Source organism: Chlorobaculum sp. MV4-Y (genome assembly GCF_025244685.1).
Classification (GTDB): domain Bacteria; phylum Bacteroidota; class Chlorobiia; order Chlorobiales; family Chlorobiaceae; genus Chlorobaculum.
This window is the reverse complement of record NZ_CP104202.1, coordinates 561,326-576,722: the sequence shown is the minus strand read 5'-3', so window position 1 is coordinate 576,722 and position 15,397 is coordinate 561,326. Positions and strand designations below refer to the sequence as shown.

Here is a 15,397-nt window from a genome sequence, read left to right as displayed (position 1 = left end):
ATCAGTCATCGAATTTTGAAAAAAGAGCTTATCATCGGCACTCGGTCCAGCCCTCTTGCCCTGTGGCAGGCTGAATTCACCAAAGCAGAACTTTCCAAACACTTTCCTGAACTGAATATCACGCTCAAACTGGTCAAAACGACCGGTGATGTGCTGCTCGACTCCCCTCTTTCCAAGATCGGAGACATGGGTCTGTTCACCAAAGACATTGAAAAGCACCTGCTTGCAAAAGAGATCGACCTGGCAGTGCACAGCCTGAAGGACGTTCCGACCGGTACGCCTGAGGGTCTTGTCATCACCTCGTTCACCGAGCGCGAAGATACCCGCGACGTCATTATCTCAAAATCCGGCAAGGGTCTGAAAGACCTTCCGCCGAATGCACGAATGGCGACCAGTTCCCTGCGCAGAATGTCACAGCTTCTGAGCATGAGGCCTGACTTGCAAATTCTCGACATCAGAGGCAACCTCAATACCCGCTTCAAAAAGTTCGATGATGGTGAATTCGACGCCATGATGCTGGCCTATGCTGGCGTATATCGTCTTGAGTTCAGCGATCGCATCTCGGAAATCCTGCCGCACGACGTGATGCTTCCGGCAGTCGGTCAGGGTGCACTCGGCATCGAGACCCGCACGGATGACGCTGAAACCATAGAGATCGTCCGCGTCATGAACGACGGCAACACTGAAATCTGCTGCCGTGCAGAGCGTGCGCTTCTCAGGCACCTCCAGGGAGGTTGCCAGATTCCGATCGGCTGTTATGGTTCATATATCAGCGGTACCTTGAAGCTTCTTGCTTTTGTTGGCTCTGTAGATGGCAAAACCGCCCTGCGCAATGAGCTGACCAAGCCGGTAAACACCCCGGAAGAGGCCGAGGCTGTCGGTATTGAACTGGCTGAAGTTCTGCTTTCGATGGGCGCAGAGAAAATTCTCGCCGACATCCGCAAAACCCGCTGATGAAAACCGTTCTCGTTACACGCCCGAAGCATCAGGCAGAGCCTTTTGTGAGGGAGCTTGCGCAGTACGGCCTGGACTCAGTTGTCTTTCCGACGATCGAGATCAGGCCGGTTGCCGGCTGGAGCGTTCCTGATCTCACCAAATTCGCAGGCATCTTCTTTACCAGCCCCAACAGCGTCCAGTTCTTTCTCGAACGCTTGCTTGAAGACTCTCCCGAAGAACTGCCAAACCTTCAGCAGGCCCGCGTCTGGGCGGTCGGCAAAACCACTGGTGGCGATCTGGAGAAACATGGCGTTTTAATCGAGCCTCTCCCGAAAAGCGCTGACGCCGTCAGCCTGATGTCAGGCATCGACGCCAGTGAGATCGAAGGCAAGACCTTCCTTTTCGTCCGGGGCAGCCTCTCGCTCGGCACCATTCCCGAAGTCATCGCCAAACGCGGCGGAGTCTGTGTCGAGCTGACCGTCTACGACAACATTCAGCCTTCGCTCGAAGAGACCCAGAAAGTCAAATCACTGCTTACGGAGGGCAAACTCGACTGCCTCTCGTTCACCAGTCCATCAACTGCTATCAACTTCTTTGACGCCATGGGGTCAAAGGAAGTGCCTCGCGACGTACTCATCGCCGCCATCGGCACCACCACCGCCGGCGCACTTGAAAAGCTGGGTGTCAAGGTGGACATCATCCCCGAATACTTCGACGGCCCCAACTTCGCCAAGGCAATTGCTGAAGCACTCAGCTGATTGCTGCCCGGAAAAAACGAATAGGTCTTATTGAACCTCCTGTCATCGCCTGTAACTACTCCACATTTTTCGTCCAATTCATCAATCGCGCCCGCGCTTACTCCACATCCGGGATGTCGTCGACATAGCCCATATGGATGGTCTCGGCTTCAGGTTCCCGCGCTTTGGTTTTATCGGGCGAAACCTCTGTCACTACTGCCGACTGCGCTGGTGCTGGAGTCTCTGAAAAAAGGGAAATCTGCATGGCCTGCAAAGGAGATTCATAACTGCCGTTATCAGCATCTTCATCCCCGGCAATGAACGATTCGGAACCGAGATCAACCGCCTCCTGTCCTTTCTTGCGTGAATTTCTCCGCGAGCGCCCTCTCGGCGCGGCAGCCACCATCTCCTTCTCAACCGACTCGCGAACGGCATCCTCGATCACGATGCGAATGGCTTTCATCAGCTGAAGGTTATCGCTCCGCTGCTCCGCCATCTCACGGCGCAGGCTGTTGCCGATCTTCTCCATCTCTTCTCGCTGCCTGCCCGGCCACCCGGTCACCAGCATGGCGATGATAAGCACAAGCAGCAGAATAATGAGCGCCAGGAGTACAATGACCACCGTCATCAGGCATTCTCCCGATCTGCAATGGCATCGACAAGCGCTCTCCCCATTGCATTGTTAGCACTTACCAAGCCAACGCCATCGATAATCGTGCGCCCTTCGTAATCGAAGCAGCAGCCTCCAGCCTCGGTAACTATTGGAATGATCGCCGCGCAGTCCCACGGACTCATGATCTTGTCCACAGCCACTTCAGCCCTGCCTGATGCGACCAGCATATGACCATAGCAGTCACCCCATCCACGCACCAGTCCAGCGTTCGTACGCAAGAGATCGACCGGATGGGTCGATGGCGGATCGAGCAGGTACTCCTTCTCGGTGAACACCACCGTAGCCGAAGCCGTCTCCGCAATGGCCGACGCCTGAACAGACGAGCCATTCATGAAGGCCCCACCGCCGATCTCGGCATGGTAAAGCTCGCCGAGAGCCGGGAAATTGATGACGCCAAGCTGAAGCGCACCATCGACTTCGAGCGCAATCATCACGCCGTACAGCGGGACGCCGTGAATAAAGGAGCGGGTACCGTCGATCGGATCGATGATCCAGCGCCGTCCGTTACCTGATGGGCACTCATCGAACTCTTCACCGAACAGGCCGTCACCGGGAAACCTTGCCGAGATGCCCTGCCGGATCAGTGCCTCAGCATTGCGATCAGCCTCCGTCACCGGGGTATCGTCTCGTTTTGAAAAGACCTGAAGCGACCTGCGCCCGAAATAATCGAGCGTCAGTTTGCCTGCCTTTTCAGCCAGTTCAAGCGCAAGCTGAAGGTCGGATGTCATAAGGGAACCGTTCTGTTAAGAGATTGTTGCTGCAATTGATGACGTAAGATAATCAACTGAGGTCGAACCTAACCATATAGCCCGAAAAACACAAGGCTGCCTTCACGATGTTGACGAATTTTCTTATCTTCATTTTTCATTTAACAAAATCATCCAGAACCATGAGCCAGCTCGATCTCCTCAATATTGTTCACCGCCCGAGAAGACTTCGCAGAACCGCCGCTCTCCGCAATCTTGTGCAGGAGAACACGCTGACGGTCAACGATCTCGTGTTTCCGCTGTTTGTCATGCCCGGCACCAATAACATTGAAGAGGTTTCCTCGATGCCCGGCAGCTTCCGCTTCACCATCGACAGGGCTGTCGAGGAGTGCAAGGAGCTGTACGATCTCGGCATCCAGGCGATCGACCTGTTCGGCATTCCGGAACAGAAAACCGAGGACGGCAGCGAGGCTTACAACGACAATGGCATTCTCCAGCAGGCCATCCGCGCCATCAAGGCTGCCGTGCCCGAGCTGTGCATCATGACCGACGTCGCGCTCGACCCGTTCACCCCCTTCGGCCACGACGGCCTCGTCAGGGATGGCATCATCCTCAACGACGAAACCGTCGAAGTGCTCCAGAAGATGGCCGTTTCGCACGCCGAGGCCGGCGCTGACTTCGTCTCTCCGAGCGACATGATGGACGGCCGCATCGGCGCGATCCGCGAGGCGCTCGACGAATCCGGCCACTCCGACGTCGGCATTCTCTCCTACGCCGCCAAATACGCTTCGAGCTTCTACGGCCCGTTCCGCGACGCCCTGCACTCCGCGCCGCAGTTCGGCGACAAGAGCACCTACCAGATGAACCCGGCAAACACCGAAGAGGCGATGAAAGAGATCGAGCTCGACATCATCGAAGGTGCTGACATTGTCATGGTCAAACCCGGCCTGGCTTACCTCGACATCGTCTGGCGCACCAAAGAGCGCTTCGACGTGCCGGTCGCCATCTACCACGTCTCCGGCGAATACGCGATGGTCAAGGCTGCTGCCGCCAAAGGCTGGCTCGACGAAGAGCGCGTCATGATGGAGTCGCTCCTCTGCATGAAACGTGCTGGCGCTGACATCATCTTCACCTACTACGCCAAGGAAGCCGCCAAAAAGCTGCGCTGATCTCCGGTTGAAAAGTTATGACTACCGCCCGGCGCGCAATCGCCGGGCTTTTTTATTATCTTTCTCGACTATTATTGGTCGGACAATCGTTTCTCAGGCGACAATAGAACACAAACATTGCCTCTGATAGAAATTGGGCTAAAGCCCTCTATTTTTTTCTTCAGAACCCCGGACTGAAGTCCGGGGCAATAAAGAATCAAATCAATTGCCCCGGCTTTCAAGCCGGGGTTCACGAATCAAACAAAGACACCGGGCTTCAGCCCAATATCTTTTATATCAACTTTTACGACCTCTTCTTCCCCCACTGATATGATACGCTACTTCACTGCAGGCGAATCGCACGGCCCGGCGCTTTCAGCAATCGTCGAAGGACTTCCCGCAGGCGTCGCACTCGCCGAAGCCAACATCAACGACCAGCTCGCACGCCGCCAACAGGGCTACGGACGCGGCGGTCGCATGAAGATCGAGACCGACCGTGCCGAGGTGCTCTCCGGCGTCCGGTTCGGCAAAACCATCGGCTCGCCCGTAGCGATGCTCATCCGCAACCGCGACTGGAAAAACTGGACGACGCCGATGGCGCAGTTCGAGGATCACGCCTCGGAGGTGCAGAAAATCACCATCCCACGCCCCGGCCACGCCGACCTTACTGGCTTCATCAAATACGGCTTCGACGACATCCGTCCAGTCATCGACCGCTCCTCGGCTCGCGAAACCGCCGCCAGAGTCGCCGCCGGATCGCTGGCACGGACGTTCCTTCGCCAGCTCGGCATCCAGATCGGCAGCTACATCTCCACAATCGGCCCCGTCTCCGAAACCGCCGCCCCTTCGTCGTTGCAAGCGCTGCTCGACGCCGGAGCCGAAAGCCTCGCCGCCGAAGCTGACAAATCGCAGGTACGGATGCTCGACGCAGAAGCTGAAGCCGACGCCATCGCCGCGATTGACAAAGCCAAAGCCGATGGCGACACCCTCGGCGGTATCATTGAAATCTATATCACCGGTGTGCCGATGGGCCTCGGCAGCTATGTCCAGCACGACCGCAGGCTCGACTCGATGCTCGCCGCGGCCATCATGTCGATCCAGGCGATCAAGGGCGTTGAAATCGGCCCCGCCTTCGACAATGCACGCAAACCCGGCTCGCAGGTGCACGACGAGCTGTTCGCCGGTGGAGAGAAGGGGTTGAGGCGCAAAACGAACCGGGCCGGAGGCATTGAAGGCAGCATGTCGAGCGGCCAGCCGATCCACATCCGCGCCGCCATGAAACCGATCTCATCGCTTGTTTCACCGCTCCGCTCCTTCGACCTCGCCACACTTGAAGCCGTCCAGTCGCGTTTCGAACGCAGCGACACCTGCGCCGTCCCCGCCGCCGGAGTCGTCGCCGAAGCCGTCGTAGCCCCCGTAATCGCTAACGCCCTCCTGGAAAAGCTGGGCGGCGACCACATGGTGGAGATTATGGAAAGGCTTGAAGCTTACCGGGAGATGCTGAGAATGAGGTTTGAAAAATGACTACAAACCGCCACAAAAAGCCTCTTTAAAAAAGAGGCTTTTTGTGGCTGACAACGATACTCTATCCAATCCTGCATAACCCAGGTGTATCAAAACCGACATAGGTCTGCTCATCAACCTTCCCCTTCCACCCCCACTTCTTCATTTTGACAGTAAAAGTAAAGAGCGCTATCTTACACGGAACCACACAGTTTTCTCTTGCGATACGCGTCTCTTAAAAGAGAAAAAACGGCGCCAAACCAAAAGTCGATCACGACGAACTCACCCTGAGTCATTATCGATAGCTATCAAGCAGGTCTCATTCCCTAAGCCACTAACGTCAAAAAAACGCCCCGCTCGTCAGCATCTAAGATAGATGACATTACCAACGGTTTTACAACAATATCCGGAGGCCCCTGATCATGTCAGCAATCAACGTTGCGTTCTGGAACGTCCAGAACCTTTTCGACACCACTGCGTCCCCTATTGCGACCGATCTTGAATTCACGCCTGAACAGGGATGGACTGATGAGGTTTTCGACATTAAAGTGGCCAATATCGCCAGTATCATCAGGCAGATGCATGGAGGCACAGGGCCAGACCTACTGGGCTTGTGCGAAGTGGAAAACAAGGAGGTGGTAGAATATCTGCTTGAACAGATCGGCCGCAAGGACTATCGTCTGGCGCATGTCGAGTCGCCGGACATCCGGGGCATCGACTGCTCACTCATCTACTCGTCAAAAGTCTTCAAGGCACCGCCTGCAAAAGACATGAAAGGCCATAGGATCAACTTCCGGTTCCCCACACGTGACATCTTTCAGGTTCGGCTGATCCTCAAGGGTTCCGAAGTGGAACTCAATGTATTCGTAAACCATTGGCCATCGCGCAAGAACGGGCAGTATCAATCGGAGCCACTCCGCATCGCCGTAGCGGAGCGTTGCGGCCAGCTCGTAAATGATGTACTGAAAATCGAGAGGAAGGAGTACGCCAAGCTTCCGGACATTGCAGGAACACTTGCCGAGCTGAATGCCCGATGGAACCGCAATGTACTGTTGATGGGTGATTTCAACGATGATCCGTTCTGTCGCAGCGTCACCGACTATCTCTTGGCATCAAAAGACCTCGACAAAGTCGAAGAGGAGCTGAAGGGCGCACCGAACCACGAGATTCCTCCCATCAATGCGTACATCGAACGCCAACCAGCGTTGTTCAACCTATCGTGGCCACTGCTCGCCAATCCGGACAAGGGCACGATCTTTTTCAGTGGCGACTCAGCAAACACTATGAATGTCTTCGACCAGTTCATGGTATCGCGCGGACTTTATTACGGTACGTCAGGCCTCAAGGCGCGACCAGAGTCGATGCGGATATGCACCACGGCGGAAACGGCTACCGGAGCAAAGGGGAGACCCAAGGCTTTTGATAAAGAAACGAAGAAAGGATTCAGCGACCACTTTCCGGTGGAGATGGTCGTCGATATTGTGTAGGGAATTCAATAAAACGTCCACGGTCGGTTCTTTTCGAATCGAAGCCGCGGATATTTAAACGTAGATATAGCTTGCAGTTCGAGCAACATTTTGCTCAGAACGACAAAAAAAGCAGAAGGAAAATTTTAATAAGGTCCCGCTTCTTTGTCGAGATGCCTGACCCACCATACTACACTCATCACGCCGATTGCCGATAAGGCTATGGCTTGCTGCATTGGAGACATGTCTGACAACGCACTGATTAAAGATGTAATAAGCTGTTCCATGATGATTCCGTTTTTCGTATTAAAATCCTTATTTTCTTCTATCAAAAGACATTACATGCGAACTATATATGCAACAATCAGAAAAACTACTCGCTATTTTTATCTATTTATATACTCGCACTTTTTTATTCACTTTTAATATATACCAAATTACAAAAAGACACAAAAAGTTTTTGCGACCTTATAGATATTTCATATTTGAACGATCCGTGCATTGCAATTGTTGAAAAACGGCAAATGGAGCGCGTAAAGTCGTCAAGCCCAGCTCCCCCGAGGTGATAAGGGGAGAGCTGGGCTTGAACATAAACAGAGTGGATTATTGAAGCGAGACGAAGAAAATGCCCTGTTCAGAATGATTGCTTCTTCAACCGTAAACTATCGAGAAACTTGGCGCTGAACACTGCACTACTGAGCAATGACTTATACATCGGCTGCTCGTAAAAGCATGGCGGTTCTGATGCACATGGGGAAAAAACTCGTCAAACGCCCTCGCATCAGGTAGTAATGGGATGACGCCACCTCCAATAATCCTACCATGGAACACCAAAAGGTGACCATCCCGTTGACCTTACGTTGCATTTGTGATAGATTGCCAATCAAAAAGAAAGGTAAGCACAAACCCATCTGCCACATCTTCTCATCACCCGCGACTACTCTTTATAAGCACGAGTGCTGCTCGCCTTTCGGCTTTTGTTTTTCCGGGAAAATGAGGCGCTGGTTCATGTCGAGGGAGGGTTCGGGAACTTCAGTGCGTCCCACGATGTGTGCTGGCACGCCAGCAACCGTGTAGTGCGGCGGAACATCATCCAGCACCACACTGCCCGCCCCGACCTTCGCGCCTTCTCCGATTTTGATGTTACCGAGAATCTTGGCCCCGGCACCGATCATCACCGATTTACCGACTTTCGGATGCCGGTCACCGCTCTCCTTGCCAGTGCCACCAAGCGTCACCTCGTGCAGGAGCGAAACGTTATCCTCCACCACGGCGGTCTCGCCGATGACAAGGCTCGTGGCGTGGTCGAGCAGAATGCCCTTGCCGATTTTAGCCGCAGGATGAATATCTACCGCGAAAACCTCCGACATGCGGTTCTGGAGGAAGTAGGCCAGCGATTTGCGGTCGTTCTGCCACAGCCAGTGAGCCAGCCGGTAGGACTGAAGCGCCTGGTAGCCTTTGAGGAAAAGCATGATCTCGAAATAGTTCACCGCTGCCGGGTCGCGCTCACGGGTAGCCTCCATGTCACAGGCTGCGCACCGGACAGATTCGGGGCTTTGCCGGTAAAAATCCTCGAAGATTCCTTCGAGCACCGGCGGCGGAAAGTGCTTCGAACCGAGCTTCACCGAGAGCAGCATCGCCAGCGCAGGAGCGAACTCCTCATATCGCAGAATGTGCTGTTCCAGAAACAGCCGTATCTCCGGCTCGCGCTCACATTCGAGACGCGCCTCTTCGAGAATCCTTGCCCAAATATCCTGTACGCTCATGATTTCCTTGTGAATGGTTACGGCAACGCGAAACAACTACCTGCCGCATCATGCAATAAAGCGCCGCCAGCAGCTTAAAGGTTTCCCAGCGTCGAGCAGCGGCGTCAACCGACAAATGTAAACAAAACAAGGCAAACCACCCGCTTGCCGCTGACAAACTTAGCGTCACGAAACGCCCACGGCGAGCTGCCTCGCAAGCCGCTGCGATGGCTCAGTTTACCCCATGTTTTATGGAAAAATTTACGTACACTTCTCTAACATTTTCGTGAACACGACACCGCGCGACACCATGCTTATATCGAGGAAAATCGAAATCGACTACGGCCACACCCTTCCGAACAGCTTCACCTTCTGCAACCAGTTGCACGGCCATCGCGGCGTTATCGTGGCAACCGTCGAAGGGCCGGTCATCGACCGCTCCGGAGATATTGAAGAAGGCATGGTAATGGATTTCAAGTTCCTGCGCCAGATCATGGACGAACATATCCACGACCAGCTCGACCACGGCTTTGCAGTCTGGAAAGAGGACAAGGAAGACCTCGAATTCATCCTCAGGCGCAACACCCGCGTGCTCGTGACCGACGAACCACCCACCGCCGAATACCTCGCCAAATGGGCCTTCAACCAGATCGAAGACAAACTCCCCGAAGGCGTCACCCTCAAAAACCTCCGCTGGTACGAAACGCCAAACAACTGGGCGGACTACGACGGCCATTGAGCTTGAATCGGGAACGTGCGGCAGGCAAATCAGTGTCACGCCGTCAGTTCAGACTCACGTCGATTTCGGCGATATTCTGTTCGATGACCAGCGGGATGCCGAACAGTTCGATGCCGGTTTCAGAAATCCTGAGCTGGTGCATGAAAGCGACCAGAAAGAGATGGTAGTTTTCGGGCGAGGCTTTGATTGACGCCGGTTCTCGCCCTGCTCGTCTGGCGTCGTACAGTTGGGTGAGCACTTTGTGCTTGATCGATTCGACTGATTCGCGTACCATATTCATCCTCCGCCATTCATGGGTATCATTGATTCGCCGTGGATTGCCGCTCAGGCTCAGGAAATGACGGTGTTCGAGCCAGACCTGTTACGCCTACCGGTCAGGCCTCGGCAAGCGCCAGTTCGCTCTGCTGCCAGAGCGCTTCGAGATCGATGCCGGAATCGAGCAGCCGAACGGAGCGCCCGGCCCCTTTCCTGCCAACAATTTCACACAACACGCGCTGATCGCCATGTTCGATAGCAAGCACCATGCCTGAGTTGAGGCCGCTTCCGGGGTAGAACTCGACCAGCCACTCCTGCACCTCCCTTTGGAGACATTTGATAAACCTGACGATGAGCGGGCGCTGGTAATTGTAGCGACTGATGTTGCCCTGGAAGAATTCGCCATATCTCAGTGCCTGAAATTTCATTGCCGTTCGACGCTTGTTGAAGTGAAAGATTTTGAATGTCAAAGTGTGAATAAAGCTATCCCACGTCTCCAATCGCTACGAACATAACATTTGAGAAGGTTTCATTTCTGCAAACAGTGCGACGCCTGCCAATACTGAAACAGAAAAAAACGTTAACCGGAACTGCCAGAAAAAGCAAAACGGCGGCTGTTTTGCACAAAATCTGTCGTCCAAGTTTGTGGAACGCAAGAAACGCTGTAGGACCATGCTGAAAACAATACCTGACCAGAAGGCTATCATGAAAAAACTGCTTGCCACGACGCTGCTGATGTCGCTCGCCGACTGCGGTTCGTATTACCACAATGACAAACGAGGAGAGCGTTACGACAGGGATCGCCGCGAAGATCGAAGAGAGCGGGATCGCAACCGGGATGACAGGAAGGATTATGATGACCGTCAAGACTGCGACGATGACCGCTGGAAAGATCATCGTTATCAGTGAGTCGTAACCGGCGAAGCATGACCGTTACTGGAAGTGCTTCGCCGGTGGCCGTTCACGCCGTCTTGATGATCCAGTACAGCTCGCCGCCCTGAAGCACCTTTTCAAAGCGTCCCGAGGCAAGCAGCGCTTCGAGCGATTCGCTTATTTTCGCGGCGTCACCCGCCAAGAGCTTGCCGAGCGCCGCTTCGAGTTCGCGCTCCTGCACCGGATGGCGGGTGACGATCCCGGAAATGGTGTCGAGCAGGTCGTCCGCCGAGCCAAGGTTCATTTCGCCCTTGGCGGGATGCAGCACCGGAGCGGCGACTGACAGAATGAAAACTGCGCGTTGGATCATCTCTTCGTCAGGAATGCCGACAACGCTTTCGGGTGCGGGGCGCGTCGGAAGTACAAGGTGGATCATGTCTGGCCGGATCTCCACAAGCACCGCCGCCATCTCCTTCAGCGCCTCCTCCGAATCGTTCAGCCCTTTGATCAGCATCACCTCGACCCAGAGCTTCCCGCCGTACTCCTGCCGGAAGCCCCGTAATCCTTCGATGTGCTTCTCGAAGCTGAAGCCCGGCGCGGGGCGGTCGATGCGCTCGAACAATTCCTCTGATCCAGCGTTGAGCGACGGCAAGACGGCGTCGGCTTCGAGCAACTCGCGGCGCACCTCGGCGTCACAGAAGAGAGAGCCGTTGGTTATCACCGCCACCGGAATAGTCGTCTTCTTTTTCACTTCCGCGATCAGCCAGTCGAGCCCCTTGTAAAGCGTCGTCTCGCCGGAACCGACGAAGGTGATCCAGTCGATCGGCTTGCCACTCGCGACCGTGTCGAGAATCTCGGCGAGAATTTCTTCTTTGGGATAAAACTCCCGGCGCTCGGTCACGTACTCCTTGGTGCGGCCAAGCTGGCAATAGACGCAGTTCCAGGTGCAGCTCTTCGAGGGCAAGAGATCAACGCCGAGCGACTGGCCGAGGCGTTTGGAACAGACAGGTCCGAAAACGTAGTTCATAGCAAAGCTCCCTTTTACGCTCAGCTCGCTTCTGCGGCGGTTTCGATTTCCGACATTTTGGCCGCGCTCTCCGCCTCGAATGCCTCGCGCGACACGTGCGGCAGCATCAGGCTGGAGATGGTGAAGGCGATGATTTCAAGCACGAAAATCGCCGCGTAGGCCAGCATGTGGTTGCCAGTGAAGTGGAACATGAGGTCGCGAATCACCCCCGAGCTCGAATGGCCGATGAAAATGGCGAGGCTCTGCGCCGTGCCCCAGAGTCCCATGTAGATGCCGCTGCGCCCGGCGGTCATGTTCATCATCATGGTGATGTCGGAGACGCTCGCCGCGCCGAGGCCGATGCCGGTCACCACAAGCGCGATGCGCAGGAACTGCACGTCGTGCATGAATCCGGCGGCAATGATCAGCCCGAAGCCGACCGCCCCGAACACATTGCCGAAGTAGGCGCCGCGCCTCGTACCGATGCGAGAGAGCAGAAAGCCGGTCAGCAGCATGAAGATAAGCTGCGTGCCGCCCATCACCGGCTTGAAGAGCTTGGTTGTTTCAGAAACCTGCATCCCGAACACCTCCGCGCCGAAGGGATCCATCACCACTTCGTTGGCGAAGAGGGCGAAAATCGAGATGAAGATGTAAAACGCGAAGAGCATCGTGTTGGGCGACGACGCGAGCAGGCGAATCGCTTGCGAAAACGGGAGGCTGTGCTTCTCCTTGTGATTGCCAATCTCGGCGTTGCGGCGCTCGACGCCCAGCACGGCGATGAGACCGAAGGTGAGGGCGACGAGGCCGCCGATTTCGGCCACCTGGGTCAGTCGCTCCGGTGTGAACACTTTGAGATAACTGCCAATAGAGTAGTTCGAAATGATGGCCGTCAGCACCATGAGCGTCCAGCTCGCCCCGGCGATCTTGCCGATATCTTTTTCGTCAACCATGTCGGCGATTAAGGCGTAATAAGCGGTCGTGGCCACCTGGAGGCCGAAACCGAAGATCAGAAAGATGGCGCTAAGCTTCCAGAGACCAACATCGCCCAGCGCGGAAAAAATGATGCTGACGAGGCTTCCCGTGCCGTCGAGCCGCACCTCGTAGGCCGCCGTCGGCGCGAGAATAAAGGTGACGATGCAGCTCACGAGGCCGATAAGCACATATGGCGTACGGCGATAGCCAAAAATGCTGTGCCGGTCTGAGAGGTTGCCAGCCCACACCTTGACGCCAAGAATAGCGAGAAGTTCCTTCAGGCTGATCAGGCCGAGCGCAATGGTTGCGGGCAGCAACAGCTCCTTGATCATCACCCGGTTCAGAATATCCTGCACAAAGCCAAGCATGATACCGAACCCTATCTGAAACAGCGAAAGCCGGACAAGATTGAAAACCCGAAAAAATTTATTCATTGAAGGCCAGAAAAAAGAATTGAAACTGCCAGGGCGCCTCTTGGTCAAATGAGGCCGTAATTTACACAAAACCCCCGCTTTCTCAAGGATTGCCGGGAATGGGTGCCCTTGGAAATCAGGCCGATTTTGGTTATCATGCTCTCAATAAAAATCATCTTGGGGGTGCTTCGCCACGATCCGTGCACCGAAGCTGAGATCACACCCCTATAACTTGATGCAGGTAATGCTGACGCAAGGAAAGATGAAGCACGCCATGCCCCCTCGCTCTGCTTCACCCGCCCATCCAGCATAGAAACCCTGCGTTTTTTCTGACTCGCTCCATGAACCAAGAGAACGCATCCTGCCCCGAAAAGCACTTTTTCGGTCCTGCTTCGTCCAGAATTTCGATCAAAGGCTCCATCTACCCAATCGAGGTCGGCATGAGAAGCGTCGCCCTCACCAGAAGTTACGAGTGCAAGGGCGAACGTTTTGACGCAATGCCGCTCTACGACACCAGCGGCCCGTTCGGTGACGCGGAGCGGAAGCACGACGTCCGTAAAGGTTTGACTCCGGTACGCGACCACTGGGGTTTCGACTACGGCGCGGTCGAGTCGGCAAGAGGCGAACTCTCGATGACCGGACGCAAGCCGCGCGTGGCGAAGGCGGGCGAGGCGGTCACGCAGATGCACTTCGCCCGCAAGGGCATTGTGACGCCGGAGATGGAGTACGTGGCGATCCGCGAGAACCAGGCGCTCGAAGCGTGGATCGAGCGATGCGGCGGCACGCCGGTGACGCCGGAGATGGTGCGCGACGAGGTGGCTCGGGGACGGGCAATCATTCCGGCCAACATCAACCACCCGGAGATTGAGCCGATGATTATCGGGCGAAACTTCCGGGTCAAGATCAACGCCAACATCGGCAACTCGGCGCTCGGTTCGTCGATCGACGAGGAGGTCGAAAAGGCTGTCTGGGCCTGCCGCTGGGGCGCTGACACGGTGATGGATCTGAGCACGGGCAAGAACATCCACCAGACCCGCGAGTGGATTCTGCGCAACTCGCCGGTGCCGGTCGGCACGGTGCCGCTCTACCAGGCGCTCGAAAAGGTCGGCGGAAAAGCCGAGGAGCTGAGCTGGGAGGTCTATCGCGACACCCTCGTCGAGCAGGCCGAGCAGGGGGTTGACTACTTCACCATCCACTCCGGCATTCTCGCCGCCACCCTGCCCGGCGCAGAAGCGCGGCAAACCGGCATTGTCTCGCGCGGCGGCTCGATCATGGCCCGCTGGTGCCGCGCGCACAAGAGGGAGAACTTCCTGTTCACGCACTTCGACGACATCTGCGACATTCTGCGCAGCTACGACGTGGCGGTCTCGCTCGGCGACGCGCTGCGCCCAGGCTCCATCGGCGACGCCAACGACGCGGCGCAGTTCGGCGAGCTGAAGACGCTCGGCGAGCTGACGCTCCGCGCCTGGGCGCGCGACGTTCAGGTAATGATCGAAGGCCCCGGCCACGTGCCGCTGCACCTGATCCGCGAGAACATGGAGATGCAGCTTAAGCACTGCCACGAAGCGCCCTTCTACACCCTCGGCCCGCTCGTCACGGACGTGGCCGCCGGCTACGACCACGTCAACTCGGCCATCGGCGGTACGCTCATCGCCAGCCTCGGCTGCTCGATGCTCTGCTACGTCACGCCGAAAGAGCACCTCGGGCTGCCCGACCGCGACGACGTGCGCGAAGGGGTGATCGTGCACCGCGTCGCCGCCCACGCAGCGGACATCGCCAAAGGCAGCCCGACCGCCTGGCTGCGCGACGAGCTGATGAGCAAGGCGCGCTACGCCTTCGCCTGGGAAGACCAGTTCAGCCTCGCCCTCGACCCGCTCAAAACGCGGCAGATCCACGCCCAGAACATCGCCGCCACCGGCGACACCACCGCCACCGCCAAATACTGCACCATGTGCGGCCCCGACTTCTGCTCGATGAAACGCTCGCAGGAAACGGCTGAAGGGGTGTAATCGTAGAGTTTCCCTCCTTATAAGTCCTATTATCGTATAGGACTTATAAGACCTTAGGCGCACACTTTATCGTGGCTATCAACGATTTTGCCGATTGGAGCCAGTTCGAATAGAAGTGCAGTGTCGGGTTCGGAATTGGGATTGGGAGGAGATTCGTAAGAAGGGGTAGCCGCGAGGGCTACCCCTACAGCAGGTTTTTGGTTTCGAGGATATTG

At 55.9% G+C, this 15,397-nt stretch carries 15 protein-coding genes and 1 riboswitch; of the genes, 8 read left to right on the top strand and 7 right to left on the bottom strand.

From position 1 onward, the window contains the following. Positions 1 to 15: 15 nt before the first annotated feature. Positions 16 to 954, top strand: coding sequence for a hydroxymethylbilane synthase (gene hemC / locus NY406_RS02740; RefSeq protein ID WP_260633226.1), 939 nt, complete (start codon positions 16 to 18; stop codon positions 952 to 954). Further along, positions 954 to 1,694: a uroporphyrinogen-III synthase gene (locus NY406_RS02735; RefSeq protein WP_260633225.1), complete on the top strand. Its 741-nt coding sequence runs from the start codon at positions 954 to 956 to the stop codon at positions 1,692 to 1,694. The genes hemC and NY406_RS02735 overlap by 1 nt, the downstream gene beginning before the upstream one ends. 97 nt (positions 1,695 to 1,791) lie before the next feature. Here the strand turns inward: NY406_RS02735 and NY406_RS02730 are convergent, their stop codons facing one another. Together NY406_RS02730 and hisN are read right to left on the bottom strand one after the other, a co-directional pair. Beyond that, complete coding sequence (locus NY406_RS02730) at positions 1,792 to 2,301, bottom strand: hypothetical protein (protein WP_260633224.1); 510 nt, start codon at positions 2,299 to 2,301, stop codon at positions 1,792 to 1,794. Continuing rightward, positions 2,301 to 3,074 (bottom strand): histidinol-phosphatase, encoded by a 774-nt coding sequence (hisN, locus tag NY406_RS02725; protein WP_260633223.1) that lies wholly within the window; start codon positions 3,072 to 3,074, stop codon positions 2,301 to 2,303. The genes NY406_RS02730 and hisN overlap by 1 nt, the downstream gene beginning before the upstream one ends. 161 nt (positions 3,075 to 3,235) lie before the next feature. Between hisN and hemB the strand changes: the two genes are divergently transcribed. The 3 genes from hemB to NY406_RS02710 all read left to right on the top strand — a co-directional run bounded on the left by hemB (position 3,236) and on the right by NY406_RS02710 (position 7,191). Further along, the gene (gene hemB / locus NY406_RS02720; RefSeq protein ID WP_260633222.1) at positions 3,236 to 4,222 is read left to right on the top strand and encodes a porphobilinogen synthase; all 987 of its coding nucleotides are present in this window, start codon (positions 3,236 to 3,238) and stop codon (positions 4,220 to 4,222) included. 309 nt (positions 4,223 to 4,531) lie between these two features. Next, positions 4,532 to 5,725: a chorismate synthase gene (gene aroC, locus NY406_RS02715; protein WP_260633221.1), complete on the top strand. Its 1,194-nt coding sequence runs from the start codon at positions 4,532 to 4,534 to the stop codon at positions 5,723 to 5,725. Between the two features lie 401 nt (positions 5,726 to 6,126). Beyond that, on the top strand, positions 6,127 to 7,191 hold the full coding sequence (locus NY406_RS02710) for an endonuclease/exonuclease/phosphatase family protein (protein ID WP_260633220.1): 1,065 nt from the start codon (positions 6,127 to 6,129) through the stop codon (positions 7,189 to 7,191). Positions 7,192 to 8,114: 923 nt separating this feature from the next. Here NY406_RS02710 and cysE read toward each other — a convergent pair. After that, a complete protein-coding gene (gene cysE / locus NY406_RS02705) occupies positions 8,115 to 8,936 on the bottom strand; it encodes a serine O-acetyltransferase (protein ID WP_260633219.1) in 822 nt (273 codons plus the stop codon). Positions 8,937 to 9,225: 289 nt separating this feature from the next. On the opposite strand from cysE, the gene NY406_RS02700 reads away from it, so the two are divergent. Then, on the top strand, positions 9,226 to 9,654 hold the full coding sequence (locus NY406_RS02700) for a 6-pyruvoyl trahydropterin synthase family protein (RefSeq protein WP_260633729.1): 429 nt from the start codon (positions 9,226 to 9,228) through the stop codon (positions 9,652 to 9,654). Positions 9,655 to 9,697: 43 nt separating this feature from the next. Here NY406_RS02700 and NY406_RS02695 read toward each other — a convergent pair whose 3' ends face one another. Next, entirely contained in the window at positions 9,698 to 9,934 is a 237-nt protein-coding gene (locus NY406_RS02695) for a hypothetical protein (RefSeq protein WP_260633218.1), read from the bottom strand. A 94-nt stretch (positions 9,935 to 10,028) separates the two neighbouring features. Continuing rightward, positions 10,029 to 10,337 (bottom strand): hypothetical protein, encoded by a 309-nt coding sequence (locus NY406_RS02690; RefSeq protein ID WP_260633217.1) that lies wholly within the window; start codon positions 10,335 to 10,337, stop codon positions 10,029 to 10,031. 244 nt (positions 10,338 to 10,581) lie between these two features. Here NY406_RS02690 and NY406_RS02685 point away from each other — a divergent pair, with 244 nt between their 5' ends. Beyond that, entirely contained in the window at positions 10,582 to 10,818 is a 237-nt protein-coding gene (locus NY406_RS02685) for a hypothetical protein (protein WP_260535284.1), read from the top strand. 52 nt (positions 10,819 to 10,870) lie between these two features. On the opposite strand, the gene NY406_RS02680 is transcribed toward NY406_RS02685, so the two are convergent. Beyond that, on the bottom strand, positions 10,871 to 11,809 hold the full coding sequence (locus tag NY406_RS02680) for a radical SAM protein (protein WP_260535282.1): 939 nt from the start codon (positions 11,807 to 11,809) through the stop codon (positions 10,871 to 10,873). 20 nt (positions 11,810 to 11,829) lie between these two features. Further along, positions 11,830 to 13,128, bottom strand: coding sequence for a BCD family MFS transporter (locus tag NY406_RS02675; RefSeq protein ID WP_260535280.1), 1,299 nt, complete (start codon positions 13,126 to 13,128; stop codon positions 11,830 to 11,832). 214 nt (positions 13,129 to 13,342) lie between these two features. Next, a riboswitch (TPP riboswitch) is annotated at positions 13,343 to 13,449 on the top strand. Between the two features lie 65 nt (positions 13,450 to 13,514). Here NY406_RS02675 and thiC point away from each other — a divergent pair. Next, positions 13,515 to 15,182: a phosphomethylpyrimidine synthase ThiC gene (gene thiC / locus NY406_RS02670; protein ID WP_317618662.1), complete on the top strand. Its 1,668-nt coding sequence runs from the start codon at positions 13,515 to 13,517 to the stop codon at positions 15,180 to 15,182. Positions 15,183 to 15,397 lie beyond the last annotated feature (215 nt).

Bases quoted from the DNA above. Each gene is read 5' to 3' on its own strand.
- NY406_RS02735 (WP_260633225.1), top strand. From the start codon at position 954: ATGAAAACCGTTCTCGTTACACGCCCGAAGCATCAGGCAGAGCCTTTT.
- NY406_RS02730 (WP_260633224.1), bottom strand. From the start codon at position 2,301: ATGACGGTGGTCATTGTACTCCTGGCGCTCATTATTCTGCTGCTTGTG.
- hisN (WP_260633223.1), bottom strand. From the start codon at position 3,074: ATGACATCCGACCTTCAGCTTGCGCTTGAACTGGCTGAAAAGGCAGGC.
- hemB (WP_260633222.1), top strand. From the start codon at position 3,236: ATGAGCCAGCTCGATCTCCTCAATATTGTTCACCGCCCGAGAAGACTT.
- aroC (WP_260633221.1), top strand. From the start codon at position 4,532: ATGATACGCTACTTCACTGCAGGCGAATCGCACGGCCCGGCGCTTTCA.
- NY406_RS02710 (WP_260633220.1), top strand. From the start codon at position 6,127: ATGTCAGCAATCAACGTTGCGTTCTGGAACGTCCAGAACCTTTTCGAC.
- cysE (WP_260633219.1), bottom strand. From the start codon at position 8,936: ATGAGCGTACAGGATATTTGGGCAAGGATTCTCGAAGAGGCGCGTCTC.
- NY406_RS02700 (WP_260633729.1), top strand. From the start codon at position 9,226: ATGCTTATATCGAGGAAAATCGAAATCGACTACGGCCACACCCTTCCG.
- NY406_RS02695 (WP_260633218.1), bottom strand. From the start codon at position 9,934: ATGAATATGGTACGCGAATCAGTCGAATCGATCAAGCACAAAGTGCTC.
- NY406_RS02690 (WP_260633217.1), bottom strand. From the start codon at position 10,337: ATGAAATTTCAGGCACTGAGATATGGCGAATTCTTCCAGGGCAACATC.
- NY406_RS02685 (WP_260535284.1), top strand. From the start codon at position 10,582: ATGCTGAAAACAATACCTGACCAGAAGGCTATCATGAAAAAACTGCTT.
- NY406_RS02680 (WP_260535282.1), bottom strand. From the start codon at position 11,809: ATGAACTACGTTTTCGGACCTGTCTGTTCCAAACGCCTCGGCCAGTCG.
- NY406_RS02675 (WP_260535280.1), bottom strand. From the start codon at position 13,128: ATGCTTGGCTTTGTGCAGGATATTCTGAACCGGGTGATGATCAAGGAG.
- thiC (WP_317618662.1), top strand. From the start codon at position 13,515: ATGAACCAAGAGAACGCATCCTGCCCCGAAAAGCACTTTTTCGGTCCT.